Source organism: Methylosinus sp. RM1 (genome assembly GCF_011378635.1).
Taxonomy (GTDB): Bacteria; Pseudomonadota; Alphaproteobacteria; order Rhizobiales; family Beijerinckiaceae; genus Methylosinus; species Methylosinus sporium.
This window is the reverse complement of the sequence record NZ_WOVC01000018.1, coordinates 56,545-79,003: the sequence shown is the minus strand read 5'-3', so window position 1 is coordinate 79,003 and position 22,459 is coordinate 56,545. Positions and strand designations below refer to the sequence as shown.

Here is a 22,459-nt window from a genome sequence, read left to right as displayed (position 1 = left end):
GACCGAGAAGCGCGGCGATCTCGACGTGCTGGCCAATGGCCTTCTGGAGTTCGAGACGCTGACCGGCGACGAGATGATCGGCCTGCTGCAGGGCAAGCGCCCGGTGCGCGAAGATGTGCCGCCCGCGGCCCCGCCGGCGCGCCCCTCGCCCGTGCCGACGGCCGGCGCGGCGCGTCCTTCGCCGGAGCCGGACGCCGGCGGGCTCGAGCCCAATCCGGTCTGACTGAAAACAAAAACCCCGTCGGTCTTCGGCGGGTTTTTTTTATGGGGGGGTCGATCGGCGCGACGCTCAGCGTCCGGCGGCGCGCAGCCCCGCTATGCAGCGCGCGAGATTGACGCGCGCCGTGGCGTCCCAAGCCGCGCGCGTCTCGGCGCGGCGAAAGACCGGCGCATCGCCACGCGCGAGCCCCTCCAGCATCTTCACTTGATTGGCGGCGAATTCGGCTTCCTCCACGCCTACCGATTCCGAGCGGATTTTCTGCGTATTGGCGGCGAAAATTTCCCAAGGCGCCGCGAGCGGGCTCAAATCGAGATCGACGAAGAGATCGAGATCGGCGGCGAAGCCGGGATAATGCTCGGTCGTCGCGCGCGCGCCCACATGATCGGATGTCGCCATGACGAGGTCTTCGACGGCCTGCGCCTCGCTCCCTTCGAGCGTCGTGTGGCGACGGAAGGCGGCGACGCTGTCGCGCACATTCTGCCGGTCGAGCCGCGTCTTGCCGTCAGGATCGCGCGCGAGATGGACGGCGTCGTGCCAGAAGATCGCCGCGGCGATCAAATCCGGCCGCGTCGCCAGCGCGCCGAAACGCTCGAGACCCGCCAGCAGCTCGTCGATATGCGCCCAACTGTGGTAGGAGCGATGCGGCTGCCGATAGGCCGAATCGAGCGCCGCGAAAGCGTCCGGCTCATACGCCGGCTCGATCCGTCCCCAATAGCGCAGCCTGCGCGCTTCCGCGCTTTCTTCCGTCACGCCCGTCATTTGCTATCCATCTTCCAAATGGGTCCGCCATCGGACTTTGCGGGCGGGGCCGCCTCGAAAGCCGCGAATCTCTGTTCCAACGCCAAATAGCAGCCAGTCCAATGCGGCTCGACGATGGCCGTCATGCGCGCCGCCGCGGCGCGGGCGCGGGTAAAATCCCATTCGGCGTGATAGCGCATCATCGTCCTATGCTCGTCACGCCAGGCGGCGAACGCCTCGCTCGCCGCAAAGGCCTCGTCTCCCGCCAGCGCATAGATGCGCGTCGGCGCCGATCGCCCGACCACCTGCGCCGCGCCGAGATCGAGCCAGGCGAAGCCGGCGGCGGCGTCGCGCAAATCGCCGGAAACCAGAATATCGACGCGGAACCATTTACATAGCCCTTCGAGCCGCGAGGTGAGATTCACGACATCGCCGAGGATCGAATAGTCGAAGCGTCGCGTCGAGCCCATATTGCCGACGCTGCAGGGCCCGAGATTGAGGCCTACGCCCATCGCCGCCTCGCGATAGTCGCGCCCCGCGTGCGCGGCCTCGGCGGCGCGCTCGGCGTTGAAGCGCGCCATGGCGGCGCGCATGTCGAGCGCGGCGCGGACGGCCTTGCGCGGATGGTCGGCGATGTCGAGCGGCGCATTCCAGAACGCCATGACGGCGTCGCCGATATATTTGTCGACCGTGCCCTCGCGATCGAGAATGGCGTCGGTCATCGGCGTCAGATAGGCGTTCATGAAATGCGTGAGCTCCTGCGCGGTGAGCCCTTCCGAAATGGTGGAGAAATCGCGCAGATCAGAGAACAGAACCGTCAGCTCGCGCGTCTCGCCGCCGAGCACCAGCCGCTCTGGATGCTCGACGAGGCCCTCGACGACGGCGGGCGCGATGAATTTTCCGAAAGCCATATGCACATGACGCCGCGCGGCTTGATCGTTGCGCCACAGCGCCACCGCGCCGACGCCATAGGCGAGCGCGGCCGAAAGGCTCGGAAAGGCGGCGTCGACGAGCAGGCCGGCGCGATCGAAGATCCAAAAGGATGCGGTGAACAGGGCCGCGATCAGGCCGATCGCGGCGAGCGCCGAAAACAGCGGCGCGACCAGCAGCAGCAGCGAAGCGACGAGGACGAAAGCGGCGCCGGCGACGACGAGCTCGAGGCCGGCCGCCCAATCCGGCCGTGACAGCAGCGCGCCGGAGAGCAGAGATTCGACGATCTGCGAATGGATCTCGACGCCCGGAATCGTCGGCTGCAGCGGCGTGGCGCGAATATCGCCCAATCCGATGGCCGTGGCGCCGATGAAGAGGATGCGCCCCTCTATCTCGTCTCGCGGCGCGCGGCCCTGGAGAACCGCCGTCGCCGAGAGCACGCGCTCGGGCGCTTCGGCGCCGTAGCGCGGACGAATGTCGGCCGCGGCGCCGACGGCGATCTCGAAGGCGCCGACCTTCACCGCATTGACGCCGGTCTGGCGCCCGAAGGCGGTCTCGCCGCTGGCGTTGGAGGAGCGAATGACCAGCGTCGAGGCGCCCTGGGCGAGGCGCAGCGCCTCCAGCGCCAGTGAGGGCGTGAGCCCGCCGGGGCCGGCGCCGAGCAGCGGAACGCGGCGCACGACGCCATCGCGATCGGGCGCCCAATTGGTCGCGCCGAGGCCGCGCGCCGCCTCCGCCAGCTCGGCGATCGGCGTGACGGCGGCGGGAAAGCGGCTCAGGAAAGACGTCGGGTCGTCGCCCGCTATGGCGAAGCCGGCCTTTGGCGGCGACGCGCTTTTCGGACCGGCGTTGGAGAGAGTGAGGCCGAGCGCCGCCGGCGCCGCCGCGATCGCGCGGGCGAACAGACGATCATTGGGAATGGCGTTGGCTGCGACCGCGGCGATCTCCGCCTTGGCGGGCCCGTCGGGCAATCGCCGAACGAAATGATCGAGGCTGGTCTGATCCTCTTCGGAGAAGATGATATCGAAGGCGATCGCCGCGGCGCCCGCCTCTGCCAGCTTGTCGACGAGCTCGGCGAGGCGCGTGCGCGGCCAGGGCCATTGGCCGAAGGCGGCGAGGCTCTCCTCGTCCACGGCGACGACCCGCACCGGAAGGCCCGGATCATAGGGCTGCGGGGCGAGACGCTGAAACGTGTCGAAGACGAAATTGCGCAGATCGTCCAGCGCCGGCGGCTGCAGCCGGCCGATCGCGAGCACGGCGAGAGCCGCAGTCGCGGTCGCGAGATAATAGGCCGGTCTGCGTCGCCGTGTGCGCTTCAATCACGCCTCCCATGCGCCGGCCGAGGGCGCGACTTGCGCTACGAGCGCTCTCGATTCGACGCGTTTCCAACGCCGAACCGATGTCCACTTCGGCCGGAAACGCTAGACCGAGCGGTCGATCGCGTCGACCGGAGCGGCCTTCTCACGCCGTCTCCGAAATTCCAGCGCCGCCGCCGCGCGCGCCGGGCGTGCGATAGGCCGCGAGACGCTCGACGAGGCCGAGAGCGGCCTCGAGCGCGCTCCCATCCAGCGGCGGCGGCCGGGAGCGCGGCGCGCCGCGCGGCGCGGAGAGAAAGCGGCGCAGAACCAGCAGCAGCTCGGCGGCGAGGCGCTGCGCGCCGAGGTCCAGCGCGCGGCGCAGGTCGGCGATGACGAGCTCGCGCACGAAATCCGCGCCGCGATCGCACAGCATCAGATAGCTTTCGTAGAGCGATTGGTACGAGGGCGAGGGGACGGCGCCGGCGATCGCCTCGTGCGGCTCCAGGCCGCAGAGCTCGGCGCAACGGGGAATCGAAATGAGCACGAAGGGCATTGCGGGCTCGTCCAGCCGGTTGGCCGCTCATCGCGAGCGGCGTCGCCACTCGAGAGCGCTACCGGCCGAAGGGGACGGCTCGGCGTCGGAAGCGCCTCGAAGCAAAAAGATTTAGCAGGCCCCCACGCGGCTGTTTGTGCGTCGGCGCACAGACGGCCGGCGCGGTCCCGGCGCGATTCATAGATCTTTTTCAGCCGGCCTGCTCCAGGCAGGCGGTCAGACGCTGCTCCAGCGTCGCGGGCCGCAGCAGCACCAGTCCGCCGCGGATTTTCTCGGCGAGGCCTTCGTGGATCATCGCCTGCACTTCGCGATTGACCTGCTCGCGCCGGCAGCCGATGCGGGCGGCGAGATCATGCTGCAGCGGCGGCGGCGAGATGATCGACTGGCCCTCATGCCCCTTGCGCGGCAGCGCGAGGCGCAGCAGCTCGGCGTAGAGCCGGTGGCGCAGATCGAGCACCGAGCGCTCGAACAGTCGCGCGTTGAGATCGCGAATGCGCTTCGTCAGCAGGCGCAGCACTTTCTCGCAGACGGCCGGCTGGGAGAAGAGCACATTTTTGAACACGCTCGACGGCATGATGCAGAGCTCGGATTTGGTCAGAGCCGACACATTGGCCGAGCGCTCCGCGCCGTCGATCGCCGCCATCTCGCCGAAAATCTGGCCGGGATGGAGGTCGCAGAGAATGACCTCCTTGCCCGCCGGCGTGCGGATGAGCACGCGCAGATCGCCGGAGACGATGAAATAGACGTCCGTCGAGCGATCGTCGTAATCGACGACGAGCTCATGCTCGTCGACGCGCCGCCAAATGCATTTGCGGGCGATCCGCTCCGCCTCGGCGGAGTCGAGCCCCTCGAAATATGCAATTCGCAACAAAGAATTCGACACGGTATCGCCCCGCCCAGAGCCATGAGCGCAGTTTGACGAGTATTTGATCGCGCGTCGAGCGGAAAGCGCTCAATGTTCGTGGACATAGTTTCCGGGCGCGGCGCAGAGCGGCGCGAAGCCCCGCGCCGGGGCCCCCATGGGCGGCGGCGAGACGCGCTCCGTCGAGCCGTGGGCGACGAGCCAATCGGCCCAGAGCGGCCACCAGGAGCCTTCTTCCCGCCGCGCCGCGGCCAGCCATTTGTCGGCGGAGACATAGTGACCGCCTGCCTGGCGCAGGCCCGTGTGATAGGAGCGGCCGTGATGGCCCGGCTCCGAGACGACGCCGGCGTTATGGCCGCCAGTGGTCAGCACGAAGGTCAGCTCGTCGTCGGTGAAGAGATGGACTTTGTACACAGAGCGCCAGGGAGCGATATGATCGGTCTCCGTGCCGACGACGAACATGGGCGCCGATATGTCCTTCAGCGCCACCACCTCGCCCTCCACGGCGTAGCGGCCGGCGGTGAGGCGATTCTCGAGGAACAGGCCGCGCAAATATTGTGAGTGCATTCGATAGGGCATTCGCGTCTGATCGGCGCTCCAGGCCATGAGATCATTGGGCTTTTGCCGCTCGCCGAGCAGATATTCGCGCACCGCCTTGGACCAGACCAGCTCATTGGAGCGCAGCGCCGCGAAGGCGCCCGCCATCTGCCGCGTGTCGAGCACGCCCTGGTCCCACATCATATCTTCGAGAAATGCGACCTGCGCCGCGTCGACGAAGAGCATCAGCTCGCCGGGCTCGCTGAAGTCGGTCTGCGCGGCGAGCAGGGTGAGGCTGGCGAAACGCTCGTCGTGATCGCGCGCCATCGCCGCCGCGGCGATGGAGAGCAGCGTGCCGCCGAGGCAATAGCCGCAGCCATGGATCTTGCGGCCTGGCAGCACGGCGCCGATTGCATTCAGCGCCGCGAGCACGCCGCAGACGCGGTAATCGTCGAAGGAGAGATCGCGATCTTCCGGCGTCGGATTGCGCCAGGAGATCATGAAGACGGAAAAGCCCTGCGAGACCAGATAGCGCACCAGCGAATTCTGCGGCTGCAGATCGAGCACGTAATATTTCATGATCCAGGCCGGGACGATCAATATCGGCTCGGCGTGGACGCTTCCCGTCGAGGGGCCGTATTGGATGAGCTCGATCAGCTCGTTGCGGAAGATCACCTCGCCCGGCGTCGCCGCCACATCGATTCCGACGCGAAAGCCATTGCCTCCATTGGGCGTGTTCAGAAGCGCGCGGGTGTAATCTTCGATGAAATTTTCCGCGCCGCGCAGGAGATTGGCGCCGCCTTCCTTCATCGTGCGGTCGATGACGGTCGGATTGAGCCAGAAGGCGTTGGAGGGCGAGAACAGCGCGAGCCATTGCTGCGCCATGAAGGCGACGCGGGCGGCGTCATTGGGCGTCATGCCGCGCGCCTCGCGCGTCGCCTGCCGCCACCAATGCTCGCTCGCGAGAAATCCCTGCTTCCAAAAGGCGAAAGGCGGCGCGTCCCAAGCGGGATCGTCGAAACGCTTGTCGAAAGGCGCGGGCGCGAAGGGCGCCGCGACGGTCTCGCCGCGCGCCGCATGAGCGACGAAGTGCGCGTATCTGGCGGCGTCCTGCATGGCGGCGAGCGACAATTCGATCTGCCGTCCCGGCGCGCGGGTCAGATGCGTCGCCCAATCGAGCCAGGCCGACATTTGCGCCAGCGGCGAGACGCCTTGCGTGAAGCGCGCCGCAAAGGCGCGGGCGGCGCGATCCAGCGTGTCGAAGGAGGGGATTTCGCCGCTACGGTCGATCTCCCGCGGCGTCGCTTCTGCGAGCGGCGGCGAAGTGACGGTGGGGGAGACGATGTTCATCCGCGGTCTCCTGTGGAGGTGAGGGCTAATGTCGACGCGAAATTCATGAAATGATCGTGACGGCGCGCGGCTCGGGCCCACAACGACGACGCTATGAGCTGCAGCTGTGAAATCTATACCGCGAGCCGGCGCCGCGCCATGCGCGTTCTGCCGCGGCAGATTGTGGCGCTGTCCATCGATCGGGAGAAGGAGCGCGAACCTCTCCTGGTTTCGCGATCGAACGGCGCGCATCCTTCTCCCACTTGTGGGAGAAGGTGGCCTCGCGAAGCGAGGTCGGATGAGGGTCGTTGCGATTTTCTGGATCGAGAGCGCCCCCTAAGGCGCCTGCAGCTCGTGCACGCTGAACAGCGCCTCCCCATCCGTCCACACGCGTCCGGGCTCCCAGCCGGCGTCGCTCGCCGTGACGCGGAACTCGTCCACGCCATATTTGTAGCAATCTTCCGTATGGATCGCTTCGCCGCGCGAGAAGGCGAAGTCGCGGCCGCCGATCTTCGCCGTCTGCCGTCGACGGCTGACGAGGCGCATTTCTATGCGGCCGGCGCGCGCGTCATAGATCGCCTGATGGCAAAAGCCCGAGAGATCGAAGCCGCCGCCGAGCTCGCGATTTATACGCGCCAATAGATTGAGGTTGAAGGCCGCCGTCACGCCATGCGCGTCGTTGTAGGCGGCGATGAGGCGCGACGGGTCCTTCTTCAGATCGACGCCGACGATGAGCCGCCCGCCCGGCCCGAGCAACACGCGCATGGCCAGCAGCAGAGCGCGCGCTTCGTCCGGCGCGAAATTGCCGATCGTCGAGCCGGGGAAGAAGCCGATGCGGCGGCGATCGGCGAGATCGGCGGGCAGCGGCGCCGGCCGCGAGAAATCGGCGACGATGGGGCAGACGCGCAAATGCGGGAAGCGCGCGGAAAGACGCGCGCGCGCTTTCTCCAGCGCGCTGGCGCAGACGTCGATCGGCGCATAGAGCGCGAGGCGCGGCGCGCGCTCGAGCAATATTTCGGTCTTGCGGCTGGAGCCGGAGCCGAACTCGACCAGCGCCGTATCCTCTGCGGCGCCGTCGAGCATCTCCTCGCCATGCGCGGCGAGAATGTCCGTCTCGACGCGGGTCGGATAATAATCGGGCAGACGCGTGATCTCGTCGAACAATTCGCTGCCCGCCGCATCGTAGAAATAGACGCAGGAGAGGCGTTTTTCGGCGCGCGAGAGACCGTCGAGCACATCGGCCGCGAAGCCGCGGCCCTTCGGCTCCGAAGGCGTCGCGCGATCGATATCATTGGTCATCGGCCGACATCCCTGGCGAGGCGCAGGCCGGCGAAGAGCCAGCGTTGGCGCGCATAGAGGAAGTTGCGATAGCTCGCGCGAATATGGCTCTGCGGCGTCGCGCAGCAGCCGCCACGCAGCACATGCTGGTCGCACATGAATTTGGCGTTGTATTCGCCTATGGCGCCGGCCGGCCGGCGATAGGCGGGGTAGGGGAGATAGGCGCTGCCGGTCCACTCCCACACATCGCCGAAGAGCTGGCGCGCATGGCCCTGGAATGTCTCCGCCGGCGGCAGGGGACGCAGTGCGTCGTCCTCGAGCAGATTGCCGGCGACCGGCTCCTGCTGCGCCACCGTCTCCCATTCGAATTCGGTGGGGAGGCGCGCGCCGGCCCAGCGAGCGAAGGCGTCCGCCTCGTAGAAGCTCACATGGACGACAGGCGCGGCGGGCTCCAGCGGCCGCAATCCTTCCAGCGTCATGGCGAGCCAGAGGCCGCCGCGCCGCTCCCAATAGGCCGGCGCCTCCCAGCCCTCGCGCTGGATCGTCGCCCAGCCGTCGAAGAGCCAGAAGGCGGGATCGCCATAGCCGCCATCCTCGACGAACTCCAGCCATTCGGCGTTGGTCACCGGCCGATCGGCGATCTCGAAAGGATGAATCAGCGCGTCGTGACGCGGCGTCTCATTGTCGAAAGCGAAATCTCGGTCGAAGGCGAAATGGTCGTCGGCGTCGCTTCCGATGCGCACGATTCCGCCGGCGTAGCCGATCCAGCGCAGCGGCTCCGGCGCGCCGCAAAGGCCGCGCGGCGGCGCGGCGCGATAGGCCGGCCGCAGCGGATTGGCGGCGAAGAGCGCGAGAATATCGCTGAGGATCAGTTCCTGATGCTGCTGCTCATGCTGCAGTCCGAGCTCCAGCAGCCGCGCCGCCTCGCTCTGCGGCGCGAGGCCCGAGTCGAAGAGCTGCTCCAGCGCCTCCTCGACATGGCGGCGATAGGCCATGACGCGCTCCAGCGAAGGCTGGCTCAGCAGGCCGCGCCGCGGCCGCGGCTGCCTGGCCCCGGCGCTCTCGTAATAGGAGTTGAAGCAATAGCCGAAAGCGGGATCGAAGAGGCGATAGCCGGGCAGAAAGCGCGCCAGCACGAAGGTCTCGAAGAACCAGCTCGTATGGGCGAGATGCCACTTCGTGGGGCTCGCCTCCTCGATCGCCTGCGCCGCCATATCCTCGGGGCCGAGTGGCGCGGCGAGCGCCAGAGTGCGCGCGCGCGTCGCGGCGAGCCGAGCGCGCAATGTCTCGGTCTCGAGGGGAGGGTCGCCATGTGGAGGCGAAGCGAAATCCGTTCGCGCCATCGGCCGCGTCGCCATCGGCTCTCATCCTGGGGCAAAGGTCGCGCCGTTTTCGGCGCCGTCGAACAGCGGGCCATATAGGCCGCGCCGATGCGTCGGCAATCGGCGACAGCCGCGCTCGCGGCGAGGCTCGTGCGAAGGCGCACAGCCGCTCTGGATGGCGCGTCCTATGCTTCCCTCACGCTCGACGAGACGAGAGCGCGAAGCGAAGGGATGGGGCCATGAAGACCGAAATCATGAACAGCGAGACGTCGATCGAGATCATCCGCCGCGCCGTGGACGCCAAGGGCAATCTGCCGGCCGCCGCGGCGAGCCTTTCCGCCGAGGCCGATCTCTACGCCGCCGGGCTCTCGCCCTTCTGCGCCGTGCAGGTGATGCTGTGGCTCGAAGCGACGCTGGACGTCGAGTTTCCGAAGCCCATGCTCGAGCGCCGCAGCATGGCCACCATGGCGACGACCGCCGCGCTCATCGGCGATCTGCTGGAGGCCGAGGCGCGCCCGCGGGCGGCGTGAGTCAGCGCACCACGACGCGGGCGCCTTTGGCGACGCGGCCATAGAGGTCGATCACATCCGCATTGAGCATTCGGATGCAGCCGGACGAGACCGCGCGGCCGATGCTCTCCGGCTCATTGGTTCCGTGAATGCGGAACAAAGTGTCCTTCTGCCCCTGGAACAGATAGAGCGCCCGCGCGCCGAGCGGATTTCTCAAGCCCCCGTCCATATGCTCCGGCAGATCGGGGCGGCGCTCCAGCATTTCCGGCGGCGGCGTCCAGCCCGGCCAGAAGGCTTTGCGGCCGATCTTCGCCTCGCCTTTCCAGGAGAATCCGGTGCGGCCGACGCCGATCGCATATTCGACCGCGCGGCCGTCCTCCAGCGAGAGATAGAGACGCCGCGCGCGCGTGTCGATCGTCAGCGTGCCCGGATCGCCGGCGGTCGGATCGGCGACGAAGCGGCGACGCGTCTGCCGCATGTCGACGTCGTCGTCATAGTCGATCGGCGTCGAATAATCGGGATCGGCGTCCGGCGGCAGGGCGGCGAGGCGCCGCCGCTCGAGCTCGTCCTCCTCCCGATGCGCCCGCTCCCGATGCGCCCGGTCGCGGACCCGCGGCGGATCGCGGCGCTCCTCGTCGAACGGCCAATTGGCGCGGGCGCGCGGGCGGCGCGGCTGCGGCTCGGCGTAGGGATCGTCGGCGGCGCCGCTCTGCGGGCCATAGCTCGACTCCGGCCAATAATAATATTGAGCGACCGCCGCGCCCGCATTCACGAGCAGAGCGGCGGCGGCGAGGACGAGACGCAGACGAAGCGACATGCCGATTTCCTAAAAAAGCGGAAACGCCTTTTGTCGAAGACGAAGACGGCGAAAAGTGGAACGAGGCCGCCACACTGTCTCGAGCATATGGAGCGCCGGCGCGGGCGTGACAGGGCGCGCGGTTCTATTCGGCGTCGGCCTGTCGTGACGGCTCGGCGGCGGCGAAGGCGGGGTGGGCGAGGCAATGCGCCTCCACGGCGAGAAGCTTCGGCAGCGCGTCCAGCGGCGTCGCAAAGCGCCGCGCCGCGAAGAGCTGCGGAACGAGGCAGACATCGGCGATCGTCGGCTGCGCGCCGAAGCAGAAGGGGCCGGGCTCGATCAGCCGCTCCACCGCCTCCAGCCCGCCTTTCAGGGCCCAATGATGGATCCAGGCGTCGACGCCGGATTCGTCCTGGCCGAGCTTTTCGCGCAAATAGTCGAGCACACGGCGATTGTTGAGCGGATGAATGTCGCAGGCGATGGCGAGAGCTACGCCGCGCGCCTTGGCCGCGAGCAGAGGGTCTTTCGGCGTCAGCAGCGGCCGCGGCGCGAGCGCGTCGAGATAGTCGATGATCGCCAAGGATTGGATGATGATCGTCCCGTCGTCGAGCTCCAGCGCCGGCGCGAGGCCTTGGGGATTCTTCGCGAGATATTCGGGCAGGCGCTGCTCGCCGCGCGCCAGATGCACGGGGATGCGCTCGACGTCCAAGCTTTTCAGCTCGATGGCGATGCGCACGCGATAGGCGGCCGAGGACCGAAAGTAATCATAGAGCTTCATTGCCGCCGCCTCCGCCGTCCGCCGGGACTTCAATCGGCGGCAGCGCGCAATATGTTGAAGGCGAGCGTCATTCGCAAGGAGGCCGCCATGTCGCCTTCTCCGTCGCCTTCGCCCGAAAATCCGATGGGGACAGATGGTTTCGAATTCGTCGAATTCGCCCATCCCGAGCCGGCGAAGCTCGCGGCTCTGCTCGAGCAAATGGGCTTCGCCGCCGTCGCGCGGCATCGCTCCAAGGATGTGACGCTCTATCGGCAGGGCGACGTGAATTACGTGCTCAACGCCGAGCCGGACAGTTTCGCTGCGGATTTCTCCCACGCGCATGGGCCTTGCGCCTGCGCCATGGGCTTTCGCGTGGCGGATGCGCGCCTTGCTTTCGAGCGCGCGCTCGCCTTGGGCGCGCGCGCGGCGGAGACGAAGATCGGGCCGATGGAATTGAAGATTCCGGCGCTCGTCGGCGTCGGCGGCGCGCTCATCTATCTCGTCGATCGCTATGGCGAGCGCGGCTCGATCTTCGACGTCGATTTTCGCTGGACCGGCGCGCGCGATCCGCATCCCGAAGGCGCCGGCCTCACGGTCATCGACCACCTCACCCATAATGTCTATCGCGGCCATATGGACGAATGGGCCGGGTGGTACGAGCGCTTCTTCGCCTTCCAGCAGATTCGCTATTTCGACATAGAGGGAAAGCTCACCGGCCTGCATTCGCGCGCCATGACCAGCCCCTGCGGGAAGATACGAATTCCGATCAACGAGAGCGTCGACGACAAGAGTCAGATCGAGGAATATCTCGTCGCTTATCGGGGGGAAGGCATTCAGCATGTCGCCTGCGCCTGCGACGACATCTATCGCACGGTGACGGCGCTGCGGGCGCGCGGGCTGCAATTCATGCCGGCGCCGCCGGACTCTTATTACGCGCGCGTCGACGAGCGGCTGCCGGGACATGGCGAAAATCTCGACGCGTTGCGCGAGCTCGGCATTCTGATCGACGGCGAAGGACGCAAGCTCTTGTTGCAGATTTTTTCGAAGACGGTGATCGGGCCGATTTTTTTCGAATTCATCCAGCGCAAGGGCGACGAGGGATTCGGCGAAGGAAATTTCCGCGCTCTGTTCCAGTCGATCGAGGACGATCAGGTGAAGCGCGGCGTGCTGCCTGCGGGAGCATGAGGGATGGAGATATCGCGAGACACTGCCGCCGTCCTGGCCGGGACAAGCCCGGCCAGGACGTCGCGGGCGCCCTCGAGGGGCGAGGGTGGGGCGCGCGCCGTCATCGGAGATTGAGCCATGACACTGCGTTACATGTCCGGCTTCGGCAATGAATTCGCCAGCGAGGCGCTGCCCGGCGCCCTGCCCGTGGGGCAGAATTCGCCGCAGCATTGTCCTTACGGGCTCTATGCGGAGCAATTGTCGGGTTCGCCCTTCACCGCGCCGCGCGGCGCCAATGCGCGGTCCTGGCTCTATCGCATTCGCCCTTCTGTGCGGCATGTCGGGCGTTTCGAGCGGCGCGATCTTCCCTTTTGGAAAAGCGCGCCGGCGCGCGACGAGAGCGATTTGCCGCTCGGACCCTATCGCTGGGGGCCGCCGACCATGCCGGATGACGCGCTCACTTTTCCGGCCGGCCTGCGCGTGATGACGACGGCGGGCGACGTCGATGCACGGAGCGGCATGGCGGCGGGGCTCTATTTCGTCACGCGCTCCATGGCCGAGGATTATTTCTACGACGCCGACGGCGAATTGCTCATTTTGCCGCAAGAGGGCGCGCTGCGCTTCGTCACAGAACTCGGCGCGATGGAGATTTCGCCGGGCGAGATCGGCGTCGTTCCGCGCGGCGTGAAATTCAAGGCGGAGCTGGTCGCCGGCCCGGCGCGCGGCTATGTCTGCGAGAATTACGGCGCGCCTTTCACTCTGCCCGATCGCGGGCCGATCGGCGCCAATTGTCTCGCCAATGCTCGCGATTTCGAGGCGCCGGTCGCCGCTTTCGAAGATATCGAGCGGCCTTGCCGGCTCACGGTGAAATGGGGCGGCAAATTCTTCGTCTGCGCGCTCGATCATTCGCCGCTGGACGTCGTCGCCTGGCACGGCAATTACGCGCCCTACAAATATGATCTTCGGCGCTTCTCGCCGGTCGGGGCGCTGCTCTTCGATCATCCCGATCCGTCGATCTTCTGCGTGCTGACGGCGCCGTCGGAGCGGAAAGGGACTCCCGATCTCGATTTTCTGATTTTTCCAGAGCGCTGGCTCGTCGCCGAACATACGTTTCGGCCGCCCTGGTTCCATATGAATGCGATGAGCGAATTCATGGGGCTCGTCTATGGGCGCTATGACGCCAAGCCGGACGGCTTTCTCCCCGGCGGCGTCTCGCTGCACGATTGCATGTTGCCGCACGGGCCCGACGCGGAGAGCTTCGAGCAGGCGACGCGGGCGACGCTGGCGCCGCAAAAGCTCGCGGGCACGCTCGCCTTCATGCTGGAGACGCGCCTGCCGCAGCATGTGACGCGCTACGCCGCTGCGCTCGAGACATTGCAGATCGACTATTCCGATTGCTGGGCGGGGCTCGCGCGCCGCTTTTGCGGGACGCGGTGAGGACAAAGATGAAGCTGGCTTCCTTGAAGCATGGGCGCGATGGAAAGCTCGTCGTCGTCTCGCGGGATTTGACGCGCGCCATAGAGGCGACGCAGGTCGCGCCGACCTTGCAGGCGGCGCTGGACGATTGGCCGCGCGCCGCGCCGCGCCTCGCCGAGGTCGCAGAGCGGCTGGAGGCGGGTCTGCTCCCCTCCTTTCGCTTTCGCGAGCATGATTGCGCCTCGCCGCTGCCGCGCGCCTATCAATGGGCCGACGGCTCGGCCTATGTGAATCACGTCGCGCTGGTGAGAAAGGCGCGCGGCGTCGAGATGCCGCCCTCGTTCTGGAGCGATCCGCTGATCTATCAGGGCGGCTCGGACGGGTTCGCGGGACCGCGCGATCCCATTCCCTATCTCGATGGGAAATTCGGCCTCGATCTCGAGGCGGAGGTCGCCGTCGTCACGGACGACGTTCCGCTCGGCCTCGCCGCCGAGGCGGCGCGCGCGCGAATCGCGCTCGTCATGCTGGCCAATGACGTGACCTTGCGCGGCCTCACCGCCAGCGAGCTCGCCAAGGGCTTCGGCTTTTTCCAGTCCAAGCCCGCCTCGGCCTTCTCGCCGGTCGCCGTGACGCCGGACGAGCTCGGCGCCGCGTGGGACGGCGCGCGCCTCTCCTTGCCGCTGCTCTCCTTCGTCGATGAGGCGCCGCTCGGGCGGCCGAACGCCGGCGTCGACATGACTTTCGATTTCGGCCGCCTCATCGCCCATGCCGCGCGTACGCGCGCGCTTTGCGCGGGCTCGATCATCGGCTCCGGCACTGTCTCCAATCGCGCCGCGGACGGCGGGCCGGGCCGGCCCGTCGCCGAGGGCGGCGTCGGCTATTCCTGCCTCGCCGAGCAGCGCGTCGTCGAGAGCCTCGGCGGCGAAGCGGCGCGCACGCGATTTTTGCAGCCGGGCGATCGCATTCGGATCGAGATGCGCGACGCGGCCGGCCATTCGATCTTCGGTGCGATCGAGCAGGAGGTGGTCGCGTCCCGAGCAGGCGAATGAGTGGCGAGGAAGGAAAGGCGGCCGGGCCAAGGGCGGCGCTCCCCCGGGGGGAGAGGGAGCGCCGCGCAGTGGCGGCCGACGAGAGAGCGAGGCGGCATGAACCCGGCAGTACCCGTCGAGGTCCGCTCGGCGCTCGCTCGAAAGGCGCAGGTCGTCGGAGGGAGGTCCGATCTCCGCCTTTTCCAAGTCGGTCGACAGATTCCGCGAGCCTCGCCGGCTCTGAACCGCCTCCCGTCGCCTTGGCCCGCCTCGTATCGGGGGAGATGTCACGCCTCGGGGAAAGGCGCGTCGAGGAGGACGCATGGGCGACATGGTTGCGGGGTCCGCCATCAAAAGACGGCGAGCGCTCGCGGAAGTCCGCTCGAATCGTCGCAGCTCTCGGGAGACAGAGAGCGACGATTCGCGTTCCTTGTTCCTGTGGCGAATGCGTTCCTGTGGCCTATGCGACGCCGGCGCGAGAGAACGCAGGACGAAGCGAGGAAGCTGCTTTAGGAGACAAGCCGAGCGCATATCGCGCCCGGGAGGGCCGCATCGATGTCAGACGAAGGCGGGCGGCGCTCGCGAGCGGAGATTGTCCGGGCTCTCATCGAGGTCCCGGCCGAGGCGAGAGGCGAAATCGAAGCGTGTGGAAATCTCGAAACGATAGACGATATGTGTAATCATCGCCGGGAGGGTCGGCGGCGCGCTGGCCACACAGGCGTCACAGCAGACGACGAAGGGCGTCTGCGGCGCGCTATGAGCCTTTTGGAAGTCCTGGCAGAAAGCGGCGCGATCCTGGAAGACGCCGACGCCCGCTCCGCCATGGCCGCGATGCGACGCGAAGCCCAGCGCGCCGACGATGATCGTCAGCGTATAGAGCCCCAGCGCAAGTCGCCGGAAGAAGAGCGAGCGTAACCTATCGGCCATGGTGAACGAGACTTGCATTCATCTTGGTGAGAGTCAAGGAGCGCCGCGCGCTTCAACGCGGCGTCACCAGGCGAATCCGCGAATCTCGAAGGAGCGCGCGATGGAGAGGCCGGCGGTGAACTGATTGCGCGAGCCGATGTCGTTGGGAATGGGGCTGGAGCCGACGCTGCCGGTCAGCCGCTGCAAGCCGCCGTAAATGGTGGCGTTGGCGTCCTTGCTGAAATCGTAGCGGAACGTGGCGAGGCCGCCGGCCGCGGTGAATCCGCCGTTCGCCTCATAGGGTTCGATTCGCCCATTGGCCAGGGATTCGAGCGGCGAGACCGAGAAATAGGCGTTCGCATAGCGATTGTCGCCGAGGCTGAGGCGCGGTCCGAAGGACAAGGACGCGCGGCCGTCGCCGCCAAAAATGTCCGCGCCGAGCGAAGCGACGAAGCCGTTGTGGCCGTCTATGCCCTGCCGCAGTTCCGCGCGCGTGCGGAAATGCTCGGTCTGATATTCGGCGAAGCCGCCGATCTCATGAGTGAGCTCGACCGTGCGCAGTCCGTAGAGACCATCGCGCTGGCCGCGCTTGAACACGAAATTGGCCACCGGGCCGGCGCGAAAGCCGTTGGAGTCGATGATGGCGAAGCCGAATCCGTCGTCGGGCGTCGAAAACAGCTCCGGCTCGCCGATGCGCCGGAAGCTGATCGACGGAAACGGGTAGGGACGCAGCTTGGCCGAGCCCGGAAAGCTCGGCGCGAGGGCGCCGATGGCGCGGACGGTCACGATCCATCCTTGTTCCGCCGCGGCGAATGTCGGGACGGGCGCCGGCGCCGGCGCTTCCTCGGCGCGCGCCGCAGTCTCCGCCTGTGCGAAAGACGCTGCGCCGGCGAGGCCGAGGCAGGCGAAAAGGCCGATCGTCGCGGCGCGGGGCAGTGGCATCTGCGGACCCTCGTTGCAGCGTAACCAATTCGTCATCTTTATCAGCCGGCGGACAGGACTGCCAAGTCCGTGGAGACGCGGCCCTTTTTTCGCCGCGATGCGTCCACTGCCGCGAGAGGGCGCGTTTCAGCGATAAATCCAGGCGTTGCGGGAGAGAACGCCCTCGCCGCCCATCAGCCGCACGCCTATGTCGCGCAGCGTCGCCATCGGCCCGGCGAAATGGCAATTGACGCCCTGTCGGCGCGAGGCGCGCTGAATGCGGATCGCCCGCTCGACGCGCGCCGACTGATAGGCCGCGAGCGCCGATTCGATCGCCGCTCCGCCATCCGCAAAGGCGCGGCCGAGCGCGGCGGCGTCCTCTATCGCCTGCGCAGCGCCTTGCGCGAGGAAGGGGACCATGGGATGAGCGGCGTCGCCGAGCAGCGCGACGCGGCCGCGGCCCCAGCGCGTGATCTCCGGCCGGGCGTAGAGCGGCCAGCGTCGCCATGTCGCGCCGGCCTCGAGCAGCGCGCGCAGATCGGGGCTCCAGCGCGCAAAACCCATGGCGCGGGCGAGCTCCTCGCCGGTCCGCATCTCGGCGGCGGGGCCGCGATCGGCGCGATCCTCGAGAATCGCGACCGCGCTGACGATGCTGGCGTCGCGCAGCGGATAATGAACGACATGCCCGCCCGGCCCGAGCCAGATATGGGTTTCCCGCTCGCGCAGAGCGGAGGGCGCCGAATCGATCGGCATGAGCGTCCGCCAAGCGGTGAGCCCGACGGGACGGGGCGTGTCGCCAGCGACGAGGTCCAGCGCGTCGCGAATCGTGGAACGCAGCCCGTCGGCGCCGATCAGCGCCTCGGCCTCAAGCCGCTCCTCGCCGATGGTGAGCCGAATCCCGTCCGGCGTCTCGGTGAAACCGTCGCAGCGCGCGGCGGCGCGCGTCTCGACGCCGAGACGGCGCGCCTCGTCGAGCAGCGCCTTCTGCAAATCGGCGCGATGGAAGACGCGAAAGGGCGCGCCCCAGCGGTCGCGCGCCTCGGCGAGCGGCAGGCGCGCCAGCACGGCGCCATCGGCGGCGCGGCGAATATTGAGGGCGCGGGGCTCGAGGGCGACGGCGTCCAACGCCGGCCTCATGCCGAATTCATGCAGGATGCGCCCGGCGTTGGGCGAGATTTGCAGCCCGGCGCCCACTTCCTCTATGCGCTCGGCGCGCTCCAGAACGAGCGTCCGCCGGCCGGCGCGCGCTAGCGCGATCGCCGCGGCGAGCCCGCCTATGCCGGCGCCGACAACGACGAAAGGAGCGCCCATTCGCGCGGCGTCAGGCGGTCGGGTCGAGGACGGTTTCGGAGTGATAGACGCATTCGGCCGGATCGGCCGCGCCATGGCCGAGGGCGGCGTCGAACACATAATGCGTCGAGCAATAGGGGCAGACCGCCTCGTCCGCCGCGCCCATGTCGATGAAGACATGCGGATGGTCGAAGGGCGGCAGCGCGCCAATGCACATGAATTCTTTGGAGCCGACCTTGATCTTGGCGACGCCCGGCTGATTGTGGAAATGCGGTGTGGTGTCGTGCGACATGGCGGGAAGTCCCTCGAGCGGTCAGTTGGCTGCGCGAAGCTATATTGGAGCCGGGGCGGTTTGGGTAGGGGGAGGGGCGCAGTGACGCGGGTGGTTCTCCAGGCGGAGGCCGGCCGCGCGCCTCGGCCGGCCGCTCATTTCAACGCCAGCGCAATGGCCGAAGATTCGCGCGGCGGCTTCGCCCGCGCGGCGAAACGGCGATGCAGATAGGTCGTGATCGGCTTTTCGACGAAGCGATAAACCGCGACCGCGAAAACGATGGAGGCGAACAAGGCGGCGAGAATCAGGAAATCCGCCGGCGCCCGATCGCCGATCGCCACGACCCAGAGGTTGCGCAGCGGGCGAACGATGAAAGTATGCGTGAGATAGAGGCTGTAGGAGGCATCGCCCAAATAGGTGAGCCACCGCATCGCGGAAGTCTCTCGCAGAGCGGGGCCGAGCGTCGCGCCGCCGACGATCAGCGCCGCGGGAATTCCCGAGGTCAGGAAAGTCGGTCCTTTCATTTCGAGCGCGAGCAGCCCCAGGCCGAGCGTGATGGCGGCCAGACGCATGACGTTGGAAATGCGCAGGCCATGCTCGAAGGCGAGGCCGAGATAGACGCCGAACAGAAATTCCAGCAGCAGGCCGTCGGTCCAGGTGAAGAGGATCGGCGAGGCCGAAGTGAGATTGCGGCCGAGCGCGACCAGCAGGCAGAAGCTCCCCGAAAGCGCGAGCACGCCGAGGCGGCGCGGCAGGAAGGTCGCGAGCGCGAAGGCGGCGTAGAAGAACATTTCGGTGTCGAGCGTCCATCCCTGGCCGACGATCGGGCGCAGATCGCCTTCCGAGCGCAGCACGGGGATGAAGGCGTAGGATTTCAGCACATAGGCCAGGCGATCGCTGGTTATGTCGAGCGAATGCGGAAAGATGAGAAGCAGAACGACGGCGACCGTCGTGACGATCCAGTAGAGCGGCGCGATGCGCAGCAGCCGACGCCAGATAAACTTGCGCCACGCGCCCGGCGAACCGAAATCGCGCGTCGTGTAGATCATGATGAACCCGGACACGACGAAAAAAATATGGATGCCGAACCACCAGAAGGAGACGCCGAGAAAATCGGCGTGAGCGGCGCCGTATTGTTCCCGGACCGAATTGGCGTAATAGCCGGCGTGATGCAGAACGACCATCGCGGCCGCTATGGCGCGCAGCCATTGGATTGCGACGAGGTGGGCGTTTTTCTCGACGACAGCAGCCATTTCATACCCGGGTTGTGTCTCGTTTTGACGCGATTGTTGCGTCGCAGCGAGGCGATGGCGAATTTCCTCCCCGGGTTAGGAAGTTTTGTGCCGCGCGAAAGGAAAGGCTCCCGCCCCGGGACGAGCGGGCGGCGCGCACCGGATGTTTCGGCGAAAAAAGGCCCGAGCGCAGGCGTGGCTCAGCGCGATGAAAAGCGACGTTTTCGCCTCACGCCCGCACCCGCACATACTCCCCCGGCGCGTCGCACAGCGGCTTCAGCTTCCCGTCGCCGGGGATGCGCGCGGGCACGCGCTGCGGCGCTTGCGCGGTGATCCAGGCGAGCCAGTCGCCCCACCAGGAGCCCTTGTTTTCATGGGCGGTCTTCGCCCAATCCTCATAGACGCCCACGGGCGGGCCGCCGGTCCAATATTGATATTTGTTCTTGGCCGGCGGATTGACGACGCCCGCTATATGGCCGGCGCCGGCGAGCACATAGCGCACCTCGCCGCCGAAATATTTCGCGCCCGTGAAGACGGAGCGCGCCGGCGCGATGTGATCTTCCTTCGCGGCGAGCTCATAGATCGGAATCTTCACCTTGCGGAGATTGAGCGTGACGCCGTCGATGACCATGCGGCCCTGCGACAGCGCATTCTCAATGTAGCAATAGCGCAGATAGAAGAGATGGTTCGCGCGCGGGATGCGCGTGCAGTCCGAGTTCCAGGTGAGGAGATCGAAAGCCGCCGGCTCGACGCCCTTCATGTAATTGTTGACGAAATAGGTCCAGAACAATTCATTCGGACGCAGAAGATTGAAGGTCGTCGCCATTTTGACGCCTTCGAGATAGCCGGTGCGCGACATGGCTTCGTCGAGCGCGGCGAGGCGCGCCTCGTCGATGAACACCTGCATGTCGCCGGCGTCGGTGAAATCCACCTGCGTTGCCAGAAAGGTCACGCTGTCGATGCGATCGTCGCCCTTCTCGGCCAGATAGGCGAGCGTCGCGGCGAGCATCGTGCCGCCGACGCAATAGCCGGCCGCCGCCACATGTTTGGCGCCCGTCGCTTGCTGCACCGCGTCCAGCGCGGCGAGCACGCCTTCTTTCATGTAAGCGTCGAAACCCTTCTCCGCCTGGCTCTCGTCGGGATTGACCCAGGAGATGACGAAGACGGTGAGGCCCTGCGCCGTCGCCCAGCGCACGAAGCTCTTCTCGCGATTGAGATCGAGCACGTAGAATTTATTGATCCAGGGCGGCACGATCAGCAGCGGGCGCTCATAGACCGTCTCCGTCGACGGCGCATATTGGATGAGCTCCATCACCGGCGTGCGATACACCACCTTGCCGGGCGTCGTCGCCATATCGACGCCGAGCTCGAATTTGCTCTCGTCGCTCTGCCGCAGCTTCAACATGCCATGGCCGGCGGAGAGATCCTCGGTCAGCATCTTCATCCCGCGCACGAGATTTTCGCCGCGCGCGTCGAGCGTGGCGCGCAGCAGCTCGGGATTGGTGGCGACGAAATTGGAGGGCGACAGCGCGCTGGCGACGAGCCGTGTGTAGAAGCCGGCCTTCGCCTTCACCTGCGGGTCGAGCCCTTCTGTGCGCTCCACCGTCTCGCCGGCCCAGCGCGTCGTCAGCGCATAGGATTGGCGCAGCCAGTCGAAGAAGGGATTGTCGTTCCATTCCGGCGCGGAGAAGCGCTTGTCATTGGGGTCGGGCGGCACGATCGGCGGCGTGTCCTCGCCGGAGAAACGGCGCAGCGTCTGACTCCAGATATCGGTGAGGCCGGAGACGAGCGTCGCCTGAGCGGCGACCGCCTGCTCGGGCTTCGCCATCCAGCGTTCGGCGACGACGCCGAGCGTCTTCACCGCATCGGCGACATTGCTGGCGAGCTCGCTGCGCGTATCGCCGGGCTCCATGCCGCCAATGGCGGCGGCGAGCGCCTTGCGGCCCTGATCGACGAGCCGCGCCAGATTTTCCGCGAAAATCTCGAAATCATGGGCGTTGGGCGCAGCCGGCGCCGGGGCCGGGGGCCTTGTGCGGGGAGCCGGCTCCGGCTCTGGGGCGTGGGGGGCGAGCCGGTCGACGAGCAGCCGGCGCTGATCGGCGGATAACTCGTCTGCGGCGTTCGCCAGCAGGGTGGCCGCGGCGTCGAGCGCCTCGCGACGATCCGCCGCTTTCGGCGGAGCGGGTTTTTTGGAGTTTTTCTGCGGCGCGGGTTTGGTCCGCGTGTCGACGACCGGGCTCGCGACCTTTTTTTTTGCCGCGCCGGCGCCTTTCGCGGCGCCCTTGCTTTTGGGCGCGAGCGTCGGCGTTCGCTCGCCGGCCTCGGTGCGCCCCTTCGGCGCCCCGACGGGCGCGGCCTGAGGAGCGACACGAGGAGCGGCTTGGGCGGGGCTCTGGGCGGCGCCTTTGGGCTCCACGGCATGGAGCGGCGGCCGCCGTTTGGCTCCGGCTGGCGAACGTCTTTGTGCGGTCATCGGCTGTCCTGTCCTCGGCGGCTCCCCGGCCGGCCTCGTCGCTTCCTTAGAGCATATCCCGTGAAGGTTCGGAAACCGTCTCGCGCGGAGAAAAGCGCTTCCTCCAATACTTAAGCGCGGCGATGCGTCGCGGAAGGGCGCGCCCCCTTATCAAAGCCGTATTGTCGCTCTATGACGAAAGCCAGCTGTCCGGAGAAGCCGATGATTCCGCGTTTCGCGATCTGCCTGACCCTGTTCGCCGTCGTCGGAGGCGCGCGCGCGCAGGAGGCCGGATCGGAGACGGTGGGGCAATCGATTGGCAAATTCCTCGAAGGAATGGAAATGCGGCGCTCGGCGCCGGCGCCGGCCGAATTCGTCGAACGCTCGCGCAATGGCGCGACCGGCTACACGCCCTTCGCCGCGCCGAGGCCGGCGGCGGACGTCAAGACGGACGCCAAGAAGAGCGCCGCCCGCGCCGCCTCGCTCGAGAAAGAGCTGGCCGCCGCCGCGGCCGCCAATCGCGCCCGCGGCGCCCGCGTCAAAATTCCCGACGCGCCGAAAGAACGGCGCGCCGAGACGAAACGGCCCTAGCTCTTTCGAAAGGGTTTCGCGTCACAATCGTCCGTCGCGCCTCGAAATGGGCGCCGGCG

At 67.2% G+C, this 22,459-nt stretch carries 20 protein-coding genes and 1 pseudogene; 6 read left to right on the top strand and 15 right to left on the bottom strand.

Features of this window, described 5'->3' with window-relative positions; translation table 11 throughout:
- A pseudogene (locus FMZ75_RS13595) lies at positions 1–223 on the top strand (cell division protein FtsH); the annotation flags it as partial.
- Between the two features lie 66 nt (positions 224–289).
- On the opposite strand, the gene FMZ75_RS13590 reads toward FMZ75_RS13595, so the two are convergent.
- The 7 genes from FMZ75_RS13590 to egtB form a co-directional block, all read right to left on the bottom strand.
- Positions 290–979 carry a hypothetical protein gene (locus FMZ75_RS13590; protein WP_142863389.1) on the bottom strand — a complete coding sequence of 230 codons (690 nt, stop codon included), beginning with the start codon at positions 977–979 and terminating at the stop codon, positions 290–292.
- The gene (locus tag FMZ75_RS13585; RefSeq protein ID WP_166143505.1) at positions 976–3,207 is read right to left on the bottom strand and encodes a CHASE2 domain-containing protein; all 2,232 of its coding nucleotides are present in this window, start codon (positions 3,205–3,207) and stop codon (positions 976–978) included. The genes FMZ75_RS13590 and FMZ75_RS13585 overlap by 4 nt, the downstream gene beginning before the upstream one ends.
- Positions 3,208–3,349: 142 nt before the next feature.
- Positions 3,350–3,739, bottom strand: a complete 390-nt coding sequence (locus tag FMZ75_RS13580) for a hypothetical protein (RefSeq protein ID WP_166143503.1) — start codon at positions 3,737–3,739, stop codon at positions 3,350–3,352.
- A 190-nt stretch (positions 3,740–3,929) separates the two neighbouring features.
- Positions 3,930–4,622 carry a Crp/Fnr family transcriptional regulator gene (locus FMZ75_RS13575; protein WP_244594646.1) on the bottom strand — a complete coding sequence of 231 codons (693 nt, stop codon included), beginning with the start codon at positions 4,620–4,622 and terminating at the stop codon, positions 3,930–3,932.
- 69 nt (positions 4,623–4,691) lie between these two features.
- Entirely contained in the window at positions 4,692–6,488 is a 1,797-nt protein-coding gene (locus tag FMZ75_RS13570; RefSeq protein ID WP_142863387.1) for an alpha/beta hydrolase, read from the bottom strand.
- A gap of 315 nt (positions 6,489–6,803) precedes the next feature.
- Positions 6,804–7,766, bottom strand: coding sequence for an L-histidine N(alpha)-methyltransferase (gene egtD / locus FMZ75_RS13565; RefSeq protein ID WP_166143501.1), 963 nt, complete (start codon positions 7,764–7,766; stop codon positions 6,804–6,806).
- Positions 7,763–9,103, bottom strand: a complete 1,341-nt coding sequence (egtB, locus tag FMZ75_RS13560) for an ergothioneine biosynthesis protein EgtB (protein ID WP_166143499.1) — start codon at positions 9,101–9,103, stop codon at positions 7,763–7,765. Before egtB ends, egtD begins: the two co-directional genes overlap by 4 nt.
- Before the next feature lie 203 nt (positions 9,104–9,306).
- On the opposite strand from egtB, the gene FMZ75_RS13555 reads away from it, so the two are divergent.
- Complete coding sequence (locus tag FMZ75_RS13555) at positions 9,307–9,597, top strand: acyl carrier protein (protein WP_166143497.1); 291 nt, start codon at positions 9,307–9,309, stop codon at positions 9,595–9,597.
- 1 nt (position 9,598) lies between these two features.
- Here the strand turns inward: FMZ75_RS13555 and FMZ75_RS13550 are convergent, their stop codons facing one another.
- Positions 9,599–10,393 carry a L,D-transpeptidase gene (locus FMZ75_RS13550; protein ID WP_166143495.1) on the bottom strand — a complete coding sequence of 265 codons (795 nt, stop codon included), beginning with the start codon at positions 10,391–10,393 and terminating at the stop codon, positions 9,599–9,601.
- Positions 10,394–10,517: 124 nt separating this feature from the next.
- Positions 10,518–11,150, bottom strand: a complete 633-nt coding sequence (gene maiA / locus FMZ75_RS13545) for a maleylacetoacetate isomerase (protein WP_166143494.1) — start codon at positions 11,148–11,150, stop codon at positions 10,518–10,520.
- Positions 11,151–11,237: 87 nt separating this feature from the next.
- Between maiA and hppD the strand changes: the two genes are divergently transcribed.
- From hppD to FMZ75_RS13530, 3 genes are all read left to right on the top strand, one after another.
- Positions 11,238–12,314, top strand: a complete 1,077-nt coding sequence (gene hppD / locus FMZ75_RS13540) for a 4-hydroxyphenylpyruvate dioxygenase (RefSeq protein WP_166143493.1) — start codon at positions 11,238–11,240, stop codon at positions 12,312–12,314.
- A 117-nt stretch (positions 12,315–12,431) separates the two neighbouring features.
- The gene (gene hmgA, locus FMZ75_RS13535; RefSeq protein WP_166143491.1) at positions 12,432–13,730 is read left to right on the top strand and encodes a homogentisate 1,2-dioxygenase; all 1,299 of its coding nucleotides are present in this window, start codon (positions 12,432–12,434) and stop codon (positions 13,728–13,730) included.
- 8 nt (positions 13,731–13,738) lie between these two features.
- A complete protein-coding gene (locus FMZ75_RS13530) occupies positions 13,739–14,758 on the top strand; it encodes a fumarylacetoacetate hydrolase family protein (protein ID WP_142863379.1) in 1,020 nt (339 codons plus the stop codon).
- Positions 14,759–15,295: 537 nt separating this feature from the next.
- On the opposite strand, the gene FMZ75_RS13525 is transcribed toward FMZ75_RS13530, so the two are convergent.
- The 6 genes from FMZ75_RS13525 to FMZ75_RS13500 all read right to left on the bottom strand — a co-directional run bounded on the left by FMZ75_RS13525 (position 15,296) and on the right by FMZ75_RS13500 (position 21,830).
- Positions 15,296–15,682, bottom strand: coding sequence for a hypothetical protein (locus FMZ75_RS13525; protein WP_108916953.1), 387 nt, complete (start codon positions 15,680–15,682; stop codon positions 15,296–15,298).
- A gap of 45 nt (positions 15,683–15,727) precedes the next feature.
- Complete coding sequence (locus FMZ75_RS13520) at positions 15,728–16,585, bottom strand: MipA/OmpV family protein (RefSeq protein WP_108916977.1); 858 nt, start codon at positions 16,583–16,585, stop codon at positions 15,728–15,730.
- A 126-nt stretch (positions 16,586–16,711) separates the two neighbouring features.
- The gene (locus FMZ75_RS13515; RefSeq protein ID WP_166143489.1) at positions 16,712–17,875 is read right to left on the bottom strand and encodes an FAD-dependent monooxygenase; all 1,164 of its coding nucleotides are present in this window, start codon (positions 17,873–17,875) and stop codon (positions 16,712–16,714) included.
- A 10-nt stretch (positions 17,876–17,885) separates the two neighbouring features.
- Positions 17,886–18,146, bottom strand: coding sequence for a zinc-finger domain-containing protein (locus FMZ75_RS13510; protein WP_108916951.1), 261 nt, complete (start codon positions 18,144–18,146; stop codon positions 17,886–17,888).
- Positions 18,147–18,280: 134 nt separating this feature from the next.
- Positions 18,281–19,378: an acyltransferase gene (locus FMZ75_RS13505; protein WP_142863377.1), complete on the bottom strand. Its 1,098-nt coding sequence runs from the start codon at positions 19,376–19,378 to the stop codon at positions 18,281–18,283.
- Positions 19,379–19,586: 208 nt separating this feature from the next.
- Positions 19,587–21,830 (bottom strand): alpha/beta hydrolase, encoded by a 2,244-nt coding sequence (locus tag FMZ75_RS13500; protein WP_142863376.1) that lies wholly within the window; start codon positions 21,828–21,830, stop codon positions 19,587–19,589.
- Between the two features lie 201 nt (positions 21,831–22,031).
- On the opposite strand from FMZ75_RS13500, the gene FMZ75_RS13495 reads away from it, so the two are divergent.
- Positions 22,032–22,400 carry a hypothetical protein gene (locus tag FMZ75_RS13495; protein ID WP_142863375.1) on the top strand — a complete coding sequence of 123 codons (369 nt, stop codon included), beginning with the start codon at positions 22,032–22,034 and terminating at the stop codon, positions 22,398–22,400.
- The last annotated feature ends 59 nt before the right edge of the window (positions 22,401–22,459 follow it).

What these genes read in the sequence shown, in the direction of transcription:
- FMZ75_RS13520 (WP_108916977.1), bottom strand. Translation starts at nt 16,585, where the DNA reads ATGCCACTGCCCCGCGCCGCGACGATCGGCCTTTTCGCCTGCCTCGGC.
- hppD (WP_166143493.1), top strand. Translation starts at nt 11,238, where the DNA reads ATGTCGCCTTCTCCGTCGCCTTCGCCCGAAAATCCGATGGGGACAGAT.
- FMZ75_RS13570 (WP_142863387.1), bottom strand. Translation starts at nt 6,488, where the DNA reads ATGAACATCGTCTCCCCCACCGTCACTTCGCCGCCGCTCGCAGAAGCG.
- egtB (WP_166143499.1), bottom strand. Translation starts at nt 9,103, where the DNA reads ATGGCGACGCGGCCGATGGCGCGAACGGATTTCGCTTCGCCTCCACAT.
- FMZ75_RS13590 (WP_142863389.1), bottom strand. Translation starts at nt 979, where the DNA reads ATGACGGGCGTGACGGAAGAAAGCGCGGAAGCGCGCAGGCTGCGCTAT.
- FMZ75_RS13505 (WP_142863377.1), bottom strand. Translation starts at nt 19,378, where the DNA reads ATGGCTGCTGTCGTCGAGAAAAACGCCCACCTCGTCGCAATCCAATGG.
- FMZ75_RS13500 (WP_142863376.1), bottom strand. Translation starts at nt 21,830, where the DNA reads ATGACCGCACAAAGACGTTCGCCAGCCGGAGCCAAACGGCGGCCGCCG.
- maiA (WP_166143494.1), bottom strand. Translation starts at nt 11,150, where the DNA reads ATGAAGCTCTATGATTACTTTCGGTCCTCGGCCGCCTATCGCGTGCGC.
- FMZ75_RS13525 (WP_108916953.1), bottom strand. Translation starts at nt 15,682, where the DNA reads ATGCAAGTCTCGTTCACCATGGCCGATAGGTTACGCTCGCTCTTCTTC.
- egtD (WP_166143501.1), bottom strand. Translation starts at nt 7,766, where the DNA reads ATGACCAATGATATCGATCGCGCGACGCCTTCGGAGCCGAAGGGCCGC.
- FMZ75_RS13510 (WP_108916951.1), bottom strand. Translation starts at nt 18,146, where the DNA reads ATGTCGCACGACACCACACCGCATTTCCACAATCAGCCGGGCGTCGCC.
- FMZ75_RS13495 (WP_142863375.1), top strand. Translation starts at nt 22,032, where the DNA reads ATGATTCCGCGTTTCGCGATCTGCCTGACCCTGTTCGCCGTCGTCGGA.
- FMZ75_RS13530 (WP_142863379.1), top strand. Translation starts at nt 13,739, where the DNA reads ATGAAGCTGGCTTCCTTGAAGCATGGGCGCGATGGAAAGCTCGTCGTC.
- FMZ75_RS13515 (WP_166143489.1), bottom strand. Translation starts at nt 17,875, where the DNA reads ATGGGCGCTCCTTTCGTCGTTGTCGGCGCCGGCATAGGCGGGCTCGCC.
- FMZ75_RS13580 (WP_166143503.1), bottom strand. Translation starts at nt 3,739, where the DNA reads ATGCCCTTCGTGCTCATTTCGATTCCCCGTTGCGCCGAGCTCTGCGGC.
- FMZ75_RS13550 (WP_166143495.1), bottom strand. Translation starts at nt 10,393, where the DNA reads ATGTCGCTTCGTCTGCGTCTCGTCCTCGCCGCCGCCGCTCTGCTCGTG.
- hmgA (WP_166143491.1), top strand. Translation starts at nt 12,432, where the DNA reads ATGACACTGCGTTACATGTCCGGCTTCGGCAATGAATTCGCCAGCGAG.
- FMZ75_RS13555 (WP_166143497.1), top strand. Translation starts at nt 9,307, where the DNA reads ATGAAGACCGAAATCATGAACAGCGAGACGTCGATCGAGATCATCCGC.